General features: G+C 54.3%; 12 protein-coding genes. 2 read left to right on the plus strand and 10 right to left on the minus strand.

What is annotated here, in order from left to right; genetic code table 11:
- Positions 1–113: 113 nt before the first annotated feature.
- The 9 genes from ACFSSA_RS12805 to ACFSSA_RS12845 form a co-directional block, all read right to left on the minus strand.
- Complete coding sequence (locus ACFSSA_RS12805; RefSeq protein ID WP_386820882.1) at positions 114–914, minus strand: VC0807 family protein; 801 nt, start codon at positions 912–914, stop codon at positions 114–116.
- Between the two features lie 92 nt (positions 915–1,006).
- Positions 1,007–2,476, minus strand: a complete 1,470-nt coding sequence (locus ACFSSA_RS12810) for a UdgX family uracil-DNA binding protein (protein WP_386820883.1) — start codon at positions 2,474–2,476, stop codon at positions 1,007–1,009.
- Positions 2,477–2,485: 9 nt separating this feature from the next.
- Positions 2,486–3,709, minus strand: a complete 1,224-nt coding sequence (locus tag ACFSSA_RS12815) for a putative DNA modification/repair radical SAM protein (protein ID WP_386820884.1) — start codon at positions 3,707–3,709, stop codon at positions 2,486–2,488.
- A gap of 84 nt (positions 3,710–3,793) precedes the next feature.
- Entirely contained in the window at positions 3,794–5,224 is a 1,431-nt protein-coding gene (locus tag ACFSSA_RS12820) for an ATP-binding protein (RefSeq protein WP_386820885.1), read from the minus strand.
- On the minus strand, positions 5,221–5,871 hold the full coding sequence (locus tag ACFSSA_RS12825) for a response regulator transcription factor (RefSeq protein WP_386820886.1): 651 nt from the start codon (positions 5,869–5,871) through the stop codon (positions 5,221–5,223). The genes ACFSSA_RS12820 and ACFSSA_RS12825 overlap by 4 nt, the downstream gene beginning before the upstream one ends.
- Before the next feature lie 12 nt (positions 5,872–5,883).
- Positions 5,884–7,101 (minus strand): ABC transporter permease, encoded by a 1,218-nt coding sequence (locus ACFSSA_RS12830; RefSeq protein WP_386820888.1) that lies wholly within the window; start codon positions 7,099–7,101, stop codon positions 5,884–5,886.
- A gap of 4 nt (positions 7,102–7,105) precedes the next feature.
- Positions 7,106–7,795 (minus strand): ABC transporter ATP-binding protein, encoded by a 690-nt coding sequence (locus ACFSSA_RS12835; RefSeq protein WP_386820889.1) that lies wholly within the window; start codon positions 7,793–7,795, stop codon positions 7,106–7,108.
- A 2-nt stretch (positions 7,796–7,797) separates the two neighbouring features.
- Positions 7,798–9,093 carry an efflux RND transporter periplasmic adaptor subunit gene (locus ACFSSA_RS12840; protein ID WP_386820890.1) on the minus strand — a complete coding sequence of 432 codons (1,296 nt, stop codon included), beginning with the start codon at positions 9,091–9,093 and terminating at the stop codon, positions 7,798–7,800.
- Positions 9,094–9,121: 28 nt separating this feature from the next.
- A complete protein-coding gene (locus ACFSSA_RS12845; protein WP_386820891.1) occupies positions 9,122–10,501 on the minus strand; it encodes an efflux transporter outer membrane subunit in 1,380 nt (459 codons plus the stop codon).
- Positions 10,502–10,599: 98 nt separating this feature from the next.
- Here ACFSSA_RS12845 and hemL point away from each other — a divergent pair, with 98 nt between their 5' ends.
- Positions 10,600–11,904 (plus strand): glutamate-1-semialdehyde 2,1-aminomutase, encoded by a 1,305-nt coding sequence (hemL, locus tag ACFSSA_RS12850; RefSeq protein WP_386820892.1) that lies wholly within the window; start codon positions 10,600–10,602, stop codon positions 11,902–11,904.
- Between the two features lie 173 nt (positions 11,905–12,077).
- On the plus strand, positions 12,078–16,409 hold the full coding sequence (locus ACFSSA_RS12855; RefSeq protein WP_386820893.1) for a hypothetical protein: 4,332 nt from the start codon (positions 12,078–12,080) through the stop codon (positions 16,407–16,409).
- 187 nt (positions 16,410–16,596) lie between these two features.
- Here ACFSSA_RS12855 and ACFSSA_RS12860 read toward each other — a convergent pair whose 3' ends face one another.
- The gene (locus ACFSSA_RS12860) at positions 16,597–17,115 is read right to left on the minus strand and encodes a hypothetical protein (RefSeq protein ID WP_386820894.1); all 519 of its coding nucleotides are present in this window, start codon (positions 17,113–17,115) and stop codon (positions 16,597–16,599) included.
- Between the last annotated feature and the right edge of the window lie 9 nt (positions 17,116–17,124).

The following is a 17,124-nucleotide window of genomic DNA, read 5'->3' on the forward strand; positions in this document are numbered from 1 at the left end:
CGATTGATTTCGTGACAGGAGACAAATCCTGTCACAGATATAAAAAAAATTGCCCGGCAGCTGATTGCGCCGGGCTTTTTTTTGCGTCTGATCTTCGCTGGGCAGTGAAGGCTTCAGCGGGGCATCATAAGCTCTTCGTCCGCCAGACCGGTAATCTCACGAAGACCCTTGAGCAGTTTTCTAAGTGTGAAAAATAGAAATGCCATAATGGGCACGCCGATCACGGCAAATCCCCAGCCGGTGATTTTGGCGACTTTCGCATTGTATACCTCGCGTGCGTTTGTGGCCAAGTGATCCAGATCGCCCAAGAAATACATGGATAGGCCGAAGTTTAGGAGCGTGCTGATGAAGAAAGAAGCGGAGAAGAGCAAAGTCGCGCTGAACAGGACGCGTTGATAGTCTGCCTGCTTTCCCAATAGATCGACCTTACTTTCGATTTTATTGATGTCGAAAAGTGAATCGCTGTAAAGAAAGGTGCGTAGAAGGGGAGTTTTGGACCAGTGGGAAGCCACGATTGCAATACCGAGAACGAAAGGGATCGAGGCTTCTTTGAGCCCGAATAGAACGGCGGCGTTTTCCTTGATCGTCCCGTCTTTGTTCCACAAGAAGAGCGTCAGCCCGCCAGTCAAGAGGACAGAGAATAGCCCGAGACCGGAGAAGAAATTCATTTTCTTCGTTTTCGCAAAGAACCATAGCCCGTAGGAGATCGGAAAAATAAGGGCGACGATCAATGCCTTTAGCGGACCGATGTGCCAGGGTTTGACAGCTTTTCCGAGGAGCTGCTGAACTTCCGGATCCTTGCTAAGGTAGCTAAGTGCCAGCACGGGGATGAGCACATTGATCAGAATGTTGGCCAATGGGTGCTCTTGGGCTGGCTTTGGTTTTGCCTGCTGGTTGCTTTCGTGATTTTCCATAATAAAAATTCCGCGTGATCCAATACCCGGGATCTATAAGATGAAAGCCTAAACCACACTGGCGCGCACAGTTGCGGAACGCTCCGGAAAAATCAGCGGGAAGCATCGCTGGCCATGGATAAATCCGTCACAAAACTTTGATAAGCTGCATCATCGATCTTCCTACTTGAGCGAAGAAGATAGGATGGATGAACGGTTAGGATTACCTTTGGCGCCAGATGGCTTGCATCGATCAGGCCTCGATTTTCAAGAATGGGGAGCTTTCTTCCCAGGAGGGATTTTGCTGCCGTGGAGCCGAGAAGGATCAAAATATCCGGCGAGATCCGGTTTAATTCCGCAAGAACCCAAGGACGGCAGGCGGAAATTTCATTATTGCCCGGTGTTTGATGAAGCCGGATCTTTCCGCGTGGGGTGTCTTTCGGGGTCCATTTGAAATGTTTGACCGCATTGGTCAGATAGATCTCGGAGCGGACCAGACCAGCGTCCCGCAAAGCCTGATCGAGCAAATTACCCGCCGGGCCGACGAAGACCCTGCCGGCGATATCCTCCTTATCACCGGGCTGCTCGCCTACGATCATGATACGGGCATCCGGAGGGCCTTCGCCAAACACTGTCCCGGTTGCGTGTTTCCATAGCGGGCACCCCTGGCAGTTTGCTGCGGATTGTGCCAGGTCAGCCAGATTCTGGCCCTGCACGGGGCCGTGACATGCTTTCTGCGCGGACATTTCCCGGAGACTCCCCAAGTAAAGGTTTTTGGGCGCTGGTTTGGCAGGCCGCAGCTCTTCGCTGTGCATTTGGCGAACCCGATTTTTGCTATTGTCGATCAATTCGTGGATCAGCTCGGCTTCCGGTAAATTCTTCCAATACTTACGCGGCATTTCGGTGGTCATCATTTTGACCTTCAAGCGGGCCGGATTGAAGATGCTCCGATAATACGTCTTCCAGAATTCCTCGATGGAATCCTTGTTCTCCAATGGATTTCTAGCAATGCCTTCGGTGAAAACCAGCTCTTCCCCATTCCAGCTCGCACAGCCCTTCGGCGTGAGAATGCTCCAGTCCATATTGGCAAATCGTTTGCGGAAGAAAGGCGATGCGGCCTCGACCACCCAGTGCTCTGGCTCAAACCAGGCGGCATATCTTTCCCGCCCGCTCTCGACATCCGTTTCGATCAGTTTGAAGCGCACAAAAGCATGCATTTTATGAATCTCGCGCCTCACATTCTTCTGAAAAACAAGTGCCCGTGAAATGTCTGGATCGCTGGCAATTTCGCAGAGTGAACGCTCCCCGAGCTTCGTGATTCGCCATAGGATCCGGTAGAGTAAGTCCCATCGTCCAGGATCGGCATGACAGGAAACATTTCTTGCCAGCGCCAGAAACGCGGCTGGAACCTTTACCAAGGTTTTCTCTCCGAACGGCACCGGATCCTCATTTAGCTTTGATTCGGCGAAAAGGTTTTGTTCCTTTTCGAAGATAATTTGTTCGGGAGGGACGCCTGCGAGCAGCAGCTTTTTTGTAGCATCCCGCCAGCTATCGAAATTGTTTCCGGGATCGATGCTTCTCATTTTCTAAAGTTAGAAAAGCTCCAGCTGGACGGGGCGCGGTGCAAATTTTGCCCTCAGAAGATCCGAGTCCAGCAGGTATTTCGAAGGATTATGATCCGCAGTGATGATAAATGGCTGCACCTTCGATAATGACACCCGAAGACGGGCTAGATCGGCCAGGCGGAGCCTTGTATGACGTCTGATCGTGATGATACGATTCACATTTCTTACGCCGAGTCCGGGAACACGGAGAAGAGTCCCCCGGGAGGCGGTTTGTATATCCACAGGAAAATCCTGCCGATTGCGCAGTGCCCAAGCGAGCTTTGGGTCGAGCTCCAGATCAAGATTCGGCCTCTCGGGCGTGATGATCTCGTTGGTTTTAAACCCGTAGAAACGCATCAACCAATCGGCTTGATAAAGCCTGTGCTCCCGCACCAACGGAGGTGATTTCAGTGGCAAAATCGCGGATGGCTCGGGGATCGGACTGAATGCGGAATAGTAAACACGGCGCATTTTGTAGGAACGATAAAGTTCATCGGACCGATCAAGAAATTCCGCGTCCGTTGATTCGTCCGCGCCAACAATGATCTGAGTGCTCTGTCCTGTGGCGTGACGCAGCTTTTTATCGCCTCCCTTCCTTCTATCCGCCGCATCCTCCAGCTTATGTCGGATGCGTCCCATTGCCACTTTGGTTCGAGCCATGTTTTTTTCCGGAGCAAGTAAATCGAGGCTTTTTTGGGTGGGAAGTTCGATATTGATGCTGATCCGGTCCGCATAGCGCGCCGCAATTTCGATCAGCTCCGGTGATGCTTCCGGAATGGTTTTCAGATGGATGTAACCCCGGAAATCATGCACCTCACGTAAAGTCCGTGCGACAGCGATCACCAGCTCCATGGTATAGTCCGCATTGCGGATGATGCCGGAGCTTAAAAATAATCCTTCGATGTAGTTCCGCTTATAGAAATCGAGAGTGAGATTAATGACTTCTTCCGGAGAAAAAACCGCCCGGCGGACGTTGCTCGAGCGGCGGTTGATGCAATAATGACAATCGTAGATACAAGAGTTCGTCAGCAGAAGCTTCAGGAGGGAAATGCATCGACCATCCGGAGCATAACTGTGGCAAATCCCGGAGCCGCCTGTCGAGCCGACTCCTTTCCCGCCAAGAGAATCACTTTTGTTGGCGCCCGAGCTAGCGCATGACGCATCATATTTTGCCGCATCTGCCAGGATCTCAAGTTTCTTCTCGATTTTCATTTGTTCTTTCGAACACTAGCTGCATTCGGCAAAAACGCCACGAAAAATCACTTCGCCTCCCCCGGAAAATCATAATTTTCCCGTTCACCCTTGGATCACGGGTAGCTTCACTTTGAAGGTAGTGCCTTGCCGGGGATCGCTTTCAACACTTATGTCACCTCCGTGATTGAGCGCAATCGATCGGGCGATGGCCAGTCCCAGGCCGCTGTGCCCATCGGCTCCACTGCGGGCGCTATCCACGCGGTAGAATCGGTCAAAAATACGGCCGAGGTGTTCAGGAGGAATCCCCGGTCCGTCATCATGGACAATCACGATCGAGTGAGCGTCCTCTTCAAAATTTTCCAGCCGAACCGTAGTTCCCTGCGGCGTATGGGCCAGAGCATTTGAGATCAGATTCTGTATGAGAATAGCAATGAGTTCGGCGTTTCCTGCGATCTTCGACGGCTGTAGCTCCACGGAAATTTCAGATTCGTGGGCAGCCGCCAATGGGGCCAAGGAGGCGACCACCGATCGTGCAATTTCAGATATGTCCACAGGGCCATCGTTCCGATGTGTCTCATCGGTCAGATCTTGTCTGGCGAGGAGCAGTAGTGACTCGACCAAGCCTTTCATCCGGTTTGCGGCGGTATGGCAGTGGTCGAGCATTTCGCGATATTGCTCCGGTTCCCGCTGGCGTTTGAGGCCCCGTTGGGTTTCCGACAGAATGATGGTCAGTGGTGTGCGCAGCTCGTGGGATGCATCCGCGGTAAAACGTTTCTGGCGCTCCAGGGCTGAGCCAAGCCTCTCGAAGGTGCCGTTCAAAACGTGCGCGAGCTGATCAAGCTCGCTGTCCCGTCCGCTCGGCTTAATACGCTCATCTAGATTTCCGGCCGCGATCCGTGAAGCCGTGCGGGAGATTCTTCCGATGGGGGCAAGAGTCTGGCCGCCGATCCACCAGCCGCCCGCTAGAGCAAAGATGAAAATAGATGCGCCTCCAAGCGCCAGGAGGAGCTGAAAGCGGCGCAGCGAGGACAGCTCTGCGGAAATATCCCTCCCTACCAGAGAAACGATCCCGGTGGGATTGCCACGCCGATGTTCGCGGAAAATGTCTCTGCTCTCCGTTCGGTTGGAGCCGCTCTCGCCGGACGCTGGCTTGCTGATGCTTGATGGCGCGTTCTTCGAAATAAACAGTGGAGAACCATCTTCATTCCAATAGGCGAGATAAGTTGTGGCGGGATCGTTATCGAAGAGCCTGCGAAATTCCGCAGGAACGGACTTTTCCTCACCAAAAGCGATCAAACGACTGCGAATCTCCGCCATTGTGGGTAGCGCGCCATCCGGTCCGTCGGCATCCGGAGCAAGAACCTGCCGGAAAAAATTTCTATCAAAACTCCTCAGCGAGCTATCGATCCGCTCCATCCTTTCCTTGGCGACCAAACGATAGGCAAGGAGGCAGGTGGCGATGACGAGTATGAGCGAGATCAATGAGTGCCAGAAAAGCAAACGCCAGCGAATGGATTGGAAAGGGGATTTCATACAATTTGATAGCCGTGTCCCCGCCGCGTCTGAATGAACTCCGGGCCCAGCTTTTTCCGGACATTGGAAACATGTACGTCCAGAAGATTTGAGAGACTATCATCGTTCTCATCGAAAAGATGCTCGTAAAGTTCTGTCCGGCTAACCACCACACCGCGTTTCAGTGCGAGGTATTCAATCAGGGCATATTCCCGCGGTGTCAGTGAGATGGGCGCATCCCCGCTGTGGAGGATTTTCCGTGAAAGGTCCAGGGTGAGATCGCCCAGTTTGATGAGATTGCTGCCTTGTCCCCGATTGCGGCGGATCAATGCGCGGATACGGGCTAGAAGCTCCTCGAAATCGAAGGGCTTTGTCAGATAATCATCTGCCCCCGAGTTCAAGCCCCGGATCCGATCAGGAATCGCATCCCGCGCTGTCAACATAAGCACCGGAGTGGCTTTCTTTTCGCGCAGGCGCTCCAACACCTCCCAGCCATCGAGACCGGGCAGCATGCCATCGAGCAAAATGGCATCGAAATCGATTTCCATCGCCATTGCCAGTCCTTCGGCTCCATCCGCAGCGGTATCCACCGCATAGTTCTCCTCGCGCAATCCTTCGCGAAGGCTGTGCTGAAGCAAGGAGTCATCCTCAATGATTAATAATCTCATGGATCGCAAAAATCATTCATGCCGGAGCGCGTCGATAGGGTCAAGGGCGGCAGCCCGACGCGCGGGGGTGAACCCGAAGAAAACCCCGATTGATGCGGAGAAAATCAAGGCAATAAAATTGATCTGGGCATCGAAAACGAATGGCACATCGATCACCTTCGAAAGCAGCGTGCAAAGCCCGAACGCGATGGCTACTCCCATCATGCCACCTACGGAAGAAAGCGTAATAGCCTCTACCAAAAACTGCAGCAATACCTCCCGGGCACGTGCGCCAATCGCGAGCCGGATGCCGATTTCCCGCGTCCTCTCAGTCACCGAGACGAGCATGATGTTCATGATACCGATTCCACCCACCAGCAGACTGATGCCTGCCACCGCGCCGAGGAGTGTCGTCATCACCTTGGTCGAAGAGCTGACCGCATCCGCGATCTGGCGGGTATCGATGACTGTGAAATTGTTGTCCTCGTTTTTCCGGATGTTCCGTCTTTCCCGCATGAGAGAGGTGATGTCGGCCATGATCTTATCCGTCGACCATCCGTCCATTGCGGAGATCATGATTTGATTGATGCTATGGGTGGAGGTCCGCCCGACAAGGCGGCGCTGAAGAGTGGTTAGTGGCACGACGATGGTGTCGTCCTGATCCCGCCCGAATCCTGTCTGGCCTTTGGCGGATAGCACTCCCACCACTTGCACAGCCGTGTTTTTTAGCCGGATTTTTGCGCCAATCGGGTCCTCATTTCCAAAAAGCTCCTTGCGGGTGGTGTCTCCGATCACGCAGACCGCTGCTCCAGTGCGATACTCGGTTTCGGTGAAAAATCTCCCGGAGGAGAGCTTCCAATTTCCGATTACGAAATAGTCGGTCGTGCTGCCCGTGATCGAAGCTGTCCGGGCTTCCTGCCGATAAATGCTGCTTGAGGAGGTTTCGGAAACCGGTGCCACCGCTTTCAACCCACTGACTTGCTCGATCACGCTCATGGCATCGTCCTCGCTGAAGTTCGGCACACCGGCAGAAGCCGAACGCGACCCGAAGCCAAGCCCAGGTCTCAGCACGAGGAGATTGCTCCCCAGTCCTGAAATCTGCTCTTTCACGGTGGCGGTGGCGCCGCGGCCAAGCGTGACCATCGTAACCACTGCGGCGACTCCGATAACGACTCCCAATACAGTAAGTGTGGCACGGGTGAGATTCCGGCGAATTTCCCGGAGGGCGATAATGAAGGCATTCCAAAGCATGATTTTAGCGGGTGTTGATATCGGATTCGATGAGGCCGTCGCGGACGGTTACGATGCGCTTTGCTTCGCTGGCGACTTCCGCCTCGTGGGTGACCATCAGGATCGTGATCTGGCGCTGCTCGTTGAGATTTTTGAGAAGATCCATGATGTCTTCCGTAGTGCTGGAATCGAGATTCCCTGTCGGCTCATCTGCGAAAAGGGTTTCCGGTGAGGTGACCAGCGCACGCGCTATGGCGACGCGTTGCTGCTGTCCTCCGGAAAGCTCCGCAGGAGTGTTGCGCCATTTATCGGCGATGCCAACGCTAGCCAAGGCTTCGTGGGCCAGGCGTTGCCGTTCTTTTCTACTATATCCACGGTAGAGCAATGGTAACTCCACGTTCTCCAGTGCCGAGGTGCGGGCAAGTAGATTGAAGCCCTGGAAAATAAAGCCGAGCGCATGACGGCGGAGAAGGGAACGTTGATCGGAATCCAATGACTCGACAGCGATTCCCTCGAAAGAATAATTGCCGAAACTAGGCGTATCCAAGCAGCCGAGCAAATTCATCAAGGTCGATTTTCCCGAGCCACTAGGTCCCATGACGGCGACGAATTCTCCCTGTCGGATCTCCAGATCTATCCCGCGTAATGCTTCAAAGGCCGCATCGCCGTGGCCATAGATTTTGGTGATGCCTTTGAGTGAAATGACCGTTTTCATATCTAGTTGGCAGAGATGATGACTTCGACTCCTTCCTCAAGGCCACGTCCGGAGATCTCGGTATTGCGCCCATCGGTGATTCCTGTTTTCACCGGCACGGGGAATGGTTTGCCGTCTTTGAGGATGAAAATTTTCTGGCTGTCGCCCCGTTTGGGATGTGACTCTTCCCCGGAAGGATTTCCTCCGGAGCGGCTTCTTCTCGGCGGCCCGGGAGTGAGGCTCTGGACGAAGGATTTTTTCTCGGAGGGCGCCTGTTTCGGAGCGGCGGCCGCGGGATCGAAGCGTAACGCGGCGTTGGGAACCACCAGCACATCACGTGCTTCCGAGATGGCGATTTCCGCAGTAGCGGTCATTCCCGGCCGCAAGGTGAGATCTTCATTCGATACCGCTAGCTCGGTTTCATAAGTGACAACATTTTCCGTGATCAGGGCACCGAATGAAACTTTTTTCACCTCTGCCGTATACGTTCTTTGCGGCCATGCATCGACGGTGAAAGTCGCGTTCTGATCGGCTTTCACTCCGCCTATGTCGGCCTCGGCGATGTTTACCAACAGATCCATTTTGCTGAGATCTTCCGCGATAATGAACAGTTCGGGAGCTGCGAACTGTGCGGCGACGGTTTGCCCGACTTCGATGCTACGTGTCAGAACTATACCGTCCACCGGAGAGACGATGATCGCCTTCTTGAGGTCGCTTTCTTTGGTTTTAAGATCCGCCTCCGCTTCGGAAACCATAGCCTGCGCACTCTCGAGATCCGCCTTGGACCGATCCAGAGTGGCGATTGCATTCTCCATATCTGCGCGGGAGGGAGTTTTTCCTCCACTGAGTTCCTGAAGCTCCCGGAAGCGGGTAAGTGTGGCCTCGCTTTCCTTCACTGTTGCGGCCGCCTGGCTCACGGAAGCTTTCGCCGAGCGCAGGGAGGCGCGGCTGCGCTCGAGTGCTTGCTCCAGTGTGGTGGTGTCCAGCTTTGCAAGTTGCTGCCCCTTTTTCACCCGATCGTTGCTATCGACATTTACCTCGCGTGCGGTGCCGGAAACCTCACTGCCGATGGTCACCTCATTGGTCGGCTGGATGGTTCCGGTAGTGGTGATAGTGAGATTGAGATCTCCCTTTTCCAGCTTGGCGGTGACAAAGGTCGGGCCGGTCTGGGTTTGTGCCTCCCGCTTTTGCCACCACATCCAAGCGGCGACAAGTATCGCTACCGCGCAGAGGATGATGATAATTCGCCGGACTGGGTGAGGTCTTCCTGCCCTGGTGATGATGCTGGAAAGATCGTTGTTTACTGCTGCTTTGCTCATGGGAAATGGGTGGTGTTTGAAGAAAAAATTACCAGCCGCCACCGAGGGCGCGGTATAGCTCGATGTGGGCGTTTGCCCGGTCGAGGCGGGCGGTGATAAGGTTTTGCCGGATGGCGAGATCGTTGCGCTGGGTATCGAGCACCGGAGTGATATCGATGACCCCTGCTGTGTATTTTTTCGCAGCAAGATCTGCTGCAGACCTTGCTGCTGTGGCGGCTTTTTCAAGCGTGCCGATCTTTTCCGAAGTCCGTCGGCAGGCAATCAGGGCATCTTCCACCTCGGAGAGAGCAGTAAGGATACTGGCCCGGTAGTTCTGAAAGGCTCTTTCCTCTGCCGCATCCTGTCCCTCAATTTGTGCCCGGATGCGGCCTGCGTTGAAAATCGGACCCGTCAGTCCGGCGATGAGATTTGAGGATACGTTCTGTGGGTTGAAAACTTTCGAGGAGGAAAGTGAGTCTGTCCCGAGATTTCCCGAAAGGGTAAAGCTCGGGAATTTTTCGGCTTCGGCCGAGCGTGTGCGGGCGATGGCGGCAAGCCAGCCGTAACCTGCCGAGCGGACATCGGGGCGCTGCCGGACGGTGTCTGCCGGAATGCCAATCGCGAGGCGGGATTGCGGCTGGGGAAGATGGTAGCTGGCGGTGATGGCAAGCTCTCCGGGCACGCGTCCCGCCAGAAGATTCAAACGGTTTCTCGTTTGCCCGATGTTTTGCTGAAGCGTGCTGATCGTGGCCCGTGCGCTTTCCAAGGTGGCCCGTGCCTGATCGTATTCCAGCTGGTCGATCTCACCGGCTTGATTGCGCCACTTGGCGAGTTGCGTGGTTTCCTCTTGTGAGGCGATGCTTTGATTGACCAGCTGCAGGCTTGATTCGGAAGCTCTCAGCTGCAGGTAGGCCAGTGCGGTCTCCGCAGCCAGGGAGGAGCGGGCGGAATCAAGATTCGCCTCGGCTGCATCCGCATCCGCAGAGGCAGCGATCACCGATTGGCGGTTTTTTCCGAAAAAGTCCACTTCCCAGCTCGCCGAGAGGCCGCCTGAATAATTTTCCGAAGAAAAGTCCGCCCCGTTTTTCTGCCAGGTATTGGCCGTGGATCCGGAGCCGGAATAGTTGAGCTCCGGGAAAAGAAATGATGTCTCCGCCTTTCTCAGAGCCTGGGCCTGACGGACGTTCGCCACCGCCGATGCGATATCCGGGCTGTTTTCCAGTGCGCTGCGGATCAGTCTTCCCATTTCCGCATCGCCGAATGAAGCCCACCATTGGGAAAGATCACGGTCCGGCGAAGCGGTGGGGAAATTACCCGCCTGTTGCCAGGAGGCGGGTAATTTTACCGCGGAAAAATCTGTGGGGGAGGTGGCGCACCCTGCGAAAAACAGGAGCGGTAAAACCCAGGCAGCGGGATGTTGGAAGTTCATGGCCGCCACCTTAGAGGCCGCAACCTTTAGAAAAGATGAAGAGCGGAAAGAACTTCACTCTTTCTTGAGCTTTGCGGGGTAGAACCTAGCTTTCCGGCATGACCACGCTTTCTTCCAAGCTTTTCGCTGTTGCCAAACAACACATCCCGGGTGGTGTGAATAGTCCTGTCCGTGCCTTCAAAAACGTTGATGGAGAGCCGTTTTTTGTCCGCCGTGCCAAAGGTTCCCGCATAACCGATATCGATGGGAAAACCTACATCGACTACATCGGCTCCTGGGGGCCGAATATCCTCGGCCACGCTCCGGTGGAGATTTCCAATACGATCCATCAGGTCGCGAAAGACGGGATTTCATTCGGCATCCCCAATCCCTTCGAAGTCGATATGGCGAAGACAATCTGTGAGTGGGTGCCCTCTGTGGAAAAGGTCCGCATGACCTCCTCGGGAACCGAGGCGACGATGTCGGCAATCCGACTCGCCCGCGGATTCACCAAGCGGGATTACATCGTCAAGTTCGATGGTTGCTATCACGGCCATTCGGATTCCCTCCTGGTGGCCGCAGGTTCCGGCGCACTTACGAATGGCGAGCCGGATTCCGCCGGTGTGCCGAAGGCTTTCGCGGAAAAAACCATTGTTCTGCCCTACAATGATCCGGAAACGCTCACGAAGCTTTTTGAAGAAAAAGGTGAATCCATCGCGGCGATCATCGTGGAGTCCTATCCCGCAAATGCAGGGCTGGTATTTCCGAAGGCCGGCTATCTGGAGCTCCTTTCCTCCATTACAAAAAAATATGGGGCTTTGCTGATTTTTGATGAGGTGATGACTGGTTTCCGCCTCGGGAAAGCGGGTGTCCAAGGGCTTGAGAATCTAACTCCGGATCTTTCCTGCTTCGGAAAAGTCATCGGCGGGGGATTGCCGGTTGGGGCATTTGGCGGACGGGCGGATGTCATGGACATGCTCGCCCCTCTTGGTCCGGTATATCAGGCCGGCACGCTGAGCGGAAATCCCCTCGCAATGGCGGCTGGTCTTGCCCAACTCCGCCAGCTTACCAAGGGCGTGAATGGATCGACCTCCGGGCCAAACGGCTTTGATCGACTGGAAACTCTCGGCCAGCATTTTGAGACAGGTTTGCGTGCACTGATGGAGAAAAAGGGTATCCCACACCGTATCAATCGCGTGGGATCGATGTTCTGTCTCTTCTTCACCGACCGGGAAATCGTCAATGTGGATGATGTGATGAAACAGGATATGGAACTCTTCAGGAAGTTCTTCTGGGCGTGCCTGGACAAAGGGGTTTACATCGCTCCCAGCCCTTACGAAACCGGTTTCCTGTCGCTTGCCCACAGCGAAGCGGATCTCGATGAGACACTCACGGTTTTCGAGGACGCACTTTCAGAAATCTAAGGCGATTTCCGATCCATGGCTTGAGTAGGGCCGGTGCTGTTTTTTACAGTGGATTTACAGACAGCCCGGGGCTGTCCGTTATGATGACGGGCAGCTCATTTTGTGTAGTTACATCCCTTTTGTTCTGAACGGGATGTATTGCCGGAATTGTTATCCAACCCCCATTCATTGTCATGAAATCATCATTACTCGTAGTTTTATCGATCATTGTTAATCTTCTCTACGCTGGGGTTTGCCATGCCCAGGCGCAGTTCACCGGCCAGTATAATGGTGGGTTGTATGTATCGATTTCCGGTCCGGTGAATACCCCGGAATACGGGGGGCGGACTGGTGCTGCCATCGATAACGCGGGGAACTTTGTTTTGTTCGGCGGAAAAATCACCGGAGTGGTTGATAATTCCGGTGCGATCACTTTTGACCCGAACGATTTCAGCTTCACGACGGGAACCGTGGCTGGCGGAAAGATTGCGGCGGTTTCGACAGTCACACAGCCGACCGGGGCAGTGGTGACGACCCGCCTGGATATGGAACTTTCCACAGGAGTGGCGCCCTCCGGGCCAGTGGGAGAGTTCTTTCTCGATGAAAAGAGATCGCTACCCGCTTTGCCCCCGGAGACTGCAAACGCGATCACTTTTGGAGATGGAAAATTCGTCCAGGTTGCCCGGAACGGGGTCATCTATGTTTCATCGGACGGCTTGAGCTGGGAGGCTCCTGTTACTCCCACCACGCAAAAGCTCAATGATATCGCCTACGGAGACGGCCGTTTTGTTGCGGTGGGAGACGGCGGCACCATTCTCCACTCGACTGATGCGCAGACGTGGGTCTTGACGACATATCCACGTTCTCCCTTCGCGCCGGCGGCGAATATCCATGGCGTAGCGTTCGGGAACGGTGTGTTTGCAGCAGCGGGGCTGAGCAATCTGACTTTGCAATCGGCGGATGGCGTGGCGTGGAATGTGGTAGGGACCGCGGATGCCTACAATAGCTGGTCCGGCCTGGATTTCGCCAATGGCAGGTTTTTCTATATGGGGAACCGGCTGGGTGTTCTGGCAGCCCGTTTCATGACATCCACAGACGGGCTCACGTTCACTCCCGTTCAGCAGGCGACTCCGAACAAAGTGCTATTGCACCTCAGCTATGCGAATGGTGTCTACATCGCCGCAGGCGGAGCTGGAAACGGAGGGGGGATGCGCTTCACGTCCAATGACGGAAGCGGCGCTGTCGAGGTGTCCACACCATCTACGATATCTTCAGTAACTACCGATGGCTCACGCTTTATCGCCAGCGGTTATAGCTCGGATTTCACCTCCACCGATGGACTTGCCTGGACGGTAGTTCCCGGCTCGAAAGGAAAGGGGACAGATGCTGCCTACGGGAACGGCCGGGTGGTTTTTGCCGATACGTTCAGGACATCCACGGACTTGGTGAACTGGACGGGAGAAGCCCCAAAAACACTTCCAGCGGCGAGCTACCTGAAGGATATCGTCTCGGCAAACGGTATGTTTGTCGGCGTGGGGCCCAACGGCTCCGTCGTCAGCTATGACGGTCTGGTCTGGGAGGGCAACACCGCGACCAATAATTTGAAAACGCTTACCGCAGGCGGAGATGGATTCTATGCGTTGGGCGGCACAACCGTTATTGTGAAATCGGGTGACGGCCTGAACTGGGAGCAGGTCGCGACGTTTTCCTCACAGTTGAACGATATCGCCTATGGAGATGATGGTGTCGTCGCGGTGGGCGATGGGAATTTCCTTGTCCGCTCGACGGATGGGCGGAACTGGACGCAGGTTTTTCCAAGAGAATCTGGAAAACCAAACTATGGGAAAGTCCTTTACGGAAACGGAACGTGGTTGGCTTTCCAGCTGAATGGGAAACACCGGCGTTCCACAGACGGAGGGCGGACCTGGACTCCCGAGGAAACCTCTCCGCAAGGGGTCAGTGATGTAGAATTTTACGACGGGCAATTTGTTGCGCTTGGTAGAAATTCTTCCGTGCTGACATCGATGGATGGGATCACCTGGTCCGTTGCCCGGCCGCAGACCACCACTTCCTCGACTTATACGTTCATTGATCGGGCCGGCGGTAAATGGATCATCGGCGGAGTGGGGCAGCCGCTGAGCTCTTCGGATCTGATTAATTGGACAGTAGAAAATGACCGGTTCCAGCGGAACTACGTGGCTGTGGCAAGCGTCGGGCCGAATGTGGTCTTCCTGGCCGATCAAGCGGGAGAAATATTTCACTCCCGGCTTGTTTCAAATATCCTGCCGCTTGCAGCGATATCTCCGGCTGATCCCGTAGTTGCCGTAGGCGGACAGCTGAATCTGAACGGATCTTTTATAGGTAGCAATCTTACCTACCAATGGTTCCGCACGGGAGTGCCTTTGCGCAATGACGGACGCATCAGTGGAGCCGATACTCCCAATCTAACGATCACCGGTCTAAGCGGATTTGATGCGGGAAAATACACGTTGCGCGCTACCTCGGGGGCAAACGAGGCCTTCACGGTTCCCGCAAAAGTCGTTCTGCCGGATCTGGCGAAGATCACCAAGCAGCCGGTGACCATCGATACCTATCCCGGTTTTACCGAGACCTTAGCCATCGAGGCGACGGCAACTGCCAGTGCACCGATCACCGCCTACCAGTGGCGCAAGGACGGGGTGGCAATACCTGGCGCAGGTAGTGCGACGCTTCAGCTCACCAATATTTCTGCCGCCGATGTCGCGAGTTACGATTGTGCGGTGACCACGGCGGGAGGAACGGTTATAAGCCGGGCTGCTACCCTCAATCTCTCCCTGGAATTCCCGGCGAACGTGATTACAGAGAACCCTTCGGCGCCCGCCCGGGTCCGCAAAGCAGACGATGCCACACGGATCGATCTGAACAATGGATTCTATATCCGCTACAATAGTGGCTGGAAGCGCTACTCCAGCACGACCAACCAGTGGGATCGCGATTGGGTCGCGCCGATCAGTGGTTTCGGCGGAAATAACTACAAACTGCCGGGCGGTAATATCGTGTTGATGCGCGATAAGTTCCCGAATGTTTCGCCTCTCCAGGAAAGCGGCTACTCAGTGATGCGTCCCGATGGATCGGCGGCTGAATTCTATCCGATGTTGAAAAACGGTTCTCCGCAGAATATTTTGCCAAAGCTGCTCTTCACGAGAAATTATGTCTGGATCGCAGGCGATTTTGATACCATCGCGGGCCATACCACTCACCGTCTTGCCCGGCTCAATCCTGATGGAACGGTGGATACCACCTTTTCGCTCACCGATACATCCCTTGCTGTGCCGACCTGGATCTGGGATGATACGGACGGCGGAATTCTGCTTGGCGTGCCGAACCCAACCAGACCTGCCCTGCACAAAGCCTACGCCGATGGATCTCCTGATACCGCATTCTTCCAGGTCTCCCGTGGCGCGAACTTGAGCTGGAATCTCAATGGCCTGGCGATCGCGAAGAACGGTGATCTACTCATCGTTGGGGAGTTGTTTTACTTCAACAACTCCTACGGAAAAGGATTCTACCGCTTCACCCGCAGCGGGGCATTTTCATCGCTCCCTCTTACACAATACGATCTCAATTCGATCAATTTCCAACAATTGGATGACGGGCGGATGGTTTTGATCGCCAAGCCGGCGGGGAACAATATCTATCGCGCCTACCAGCTGAGTGAGACAGGTGGCAGCAAGGTGATCCGGACATATCCCTATAATTCTCCAATCAATTATGAGCTAACGCCAATCCCGCTGCAGCCGCATAACACCGCGGGAATATTTGGCACCAATACGGTGGAACTCACTGGAGTGGGTAGCGCAGCTACGTTAACCATCGTATCCCAGCCCCAGGATCAGGTCATCCTCGCCGGGCAGCCGGTTACCCTTTCTGTCGCCGCGACAGGGACCTTCCCGATGACTTATCAATGGCGTAGAAATGGGGTGAACATCGCGGGTGCCACAGGGCCCATCCTGCCCCTGGGCTTCTCCGAGTTTGCCAACCTTGGCGGAAATTACACCGTGGTGGTCACCGATGCTTCCGGCACGGTCACCAGTCGCGCGGCGGTCGTCACCGATCTTGGCGGCGGGGCCCGCTCCAACATCGTGGTCCGGGATGGCTTCGAGGATTGGGCGTTGCAGAATAGTATTCCAGTAAATGAGGCGGGGGCAAACGACGATCCAGACAAGGATGGTGTCCCCAATTTGCTCGAATACATCACAGGCAGTAACCCCACTGGATCTTCCACCATCTCGACTCCAGTCTCGTTTGTCACAGTAGGCGCGGAGTCTTATCAAACCATCTCCATCGTAAGACGGAAAAACCTCACCGGGGTGACAATGGGAGCCGAGTCCTCCACGGATATGTTCCGCACCGCACCGGTTCCAGCGATCGAGCACGGGATGCCGGAAGACCTGGGAGACGGCTTTGAACGAATCACCTATCGCTCAACGGTTCCAGTCAGCGCCAGCCCGAGGGGGTTCATTAGAATCACCGCAAGCACCAACTAAACTAACGAGAGGGTCTAAAATTGGATTCACGCTGTTCAGTGGCGGCCGATATTTCTCTTCCTCCACTGAATGAGTGCCGCTCATTCTCGGAATAGAAGGTCCTAAGGAGAAGGCTGTCGCCTCTAGAGCTGCTAAGCCCTTGGATAGCCAGATATAAAAAATGAGCGCGATATGGAGGAAGTCTGGATCAAATCGGAGTTTTACCCGTCTTTGGTTGAAGTATCTTAGTGTAATTCTCAATATCGGACAGCTTTTGAACTAATATTTCCGAGACTTTTGAAAATAGAGCAAATGCTTGGGCGATTGGTGGAGCAGAAAAAGTTTCTATCGATACCAAAGGAAACGTTTTATCTGAACCACATAAGCGCATGTGACTAATGTCGGTATGAGCTAATATCTTATGACGATAATGGAAAATCTGCGAATGAAGTTCCTGAAATTCATTAGGGACCACTTCATTACTTAGCCCTCTCTCCATCTTTTTGTCGGTATTTTCGAACCTCATGAAAGGGCTACAATAGGAAACAATACTAAAATTGTAGGCTGCGAACCAAGTGACTTTTGTCGCATAGCAGCTCGGGTCAGGTGGGTTATCAATCAGCGTTCTGGCGATATAAGCTGCTTGGTCGGTTTTCCAAACCGCTTGCGAATAAAAAAGCCAAGTTTGATTTGGTGTCATATCAGAGCATAAAAGGCACTGGATCATGCAGCAAAG

The organism is Luteolibacter algae (genome assembly GCF_042683045.1).
Classification (GTDB): domain Bacteria; phylum Verrucomicrobiota; class Verrucomicrobiia; order Verrucomicrobiales; family Akkermansiaceae; genus Luteolibacter; species Luteolibacter algae.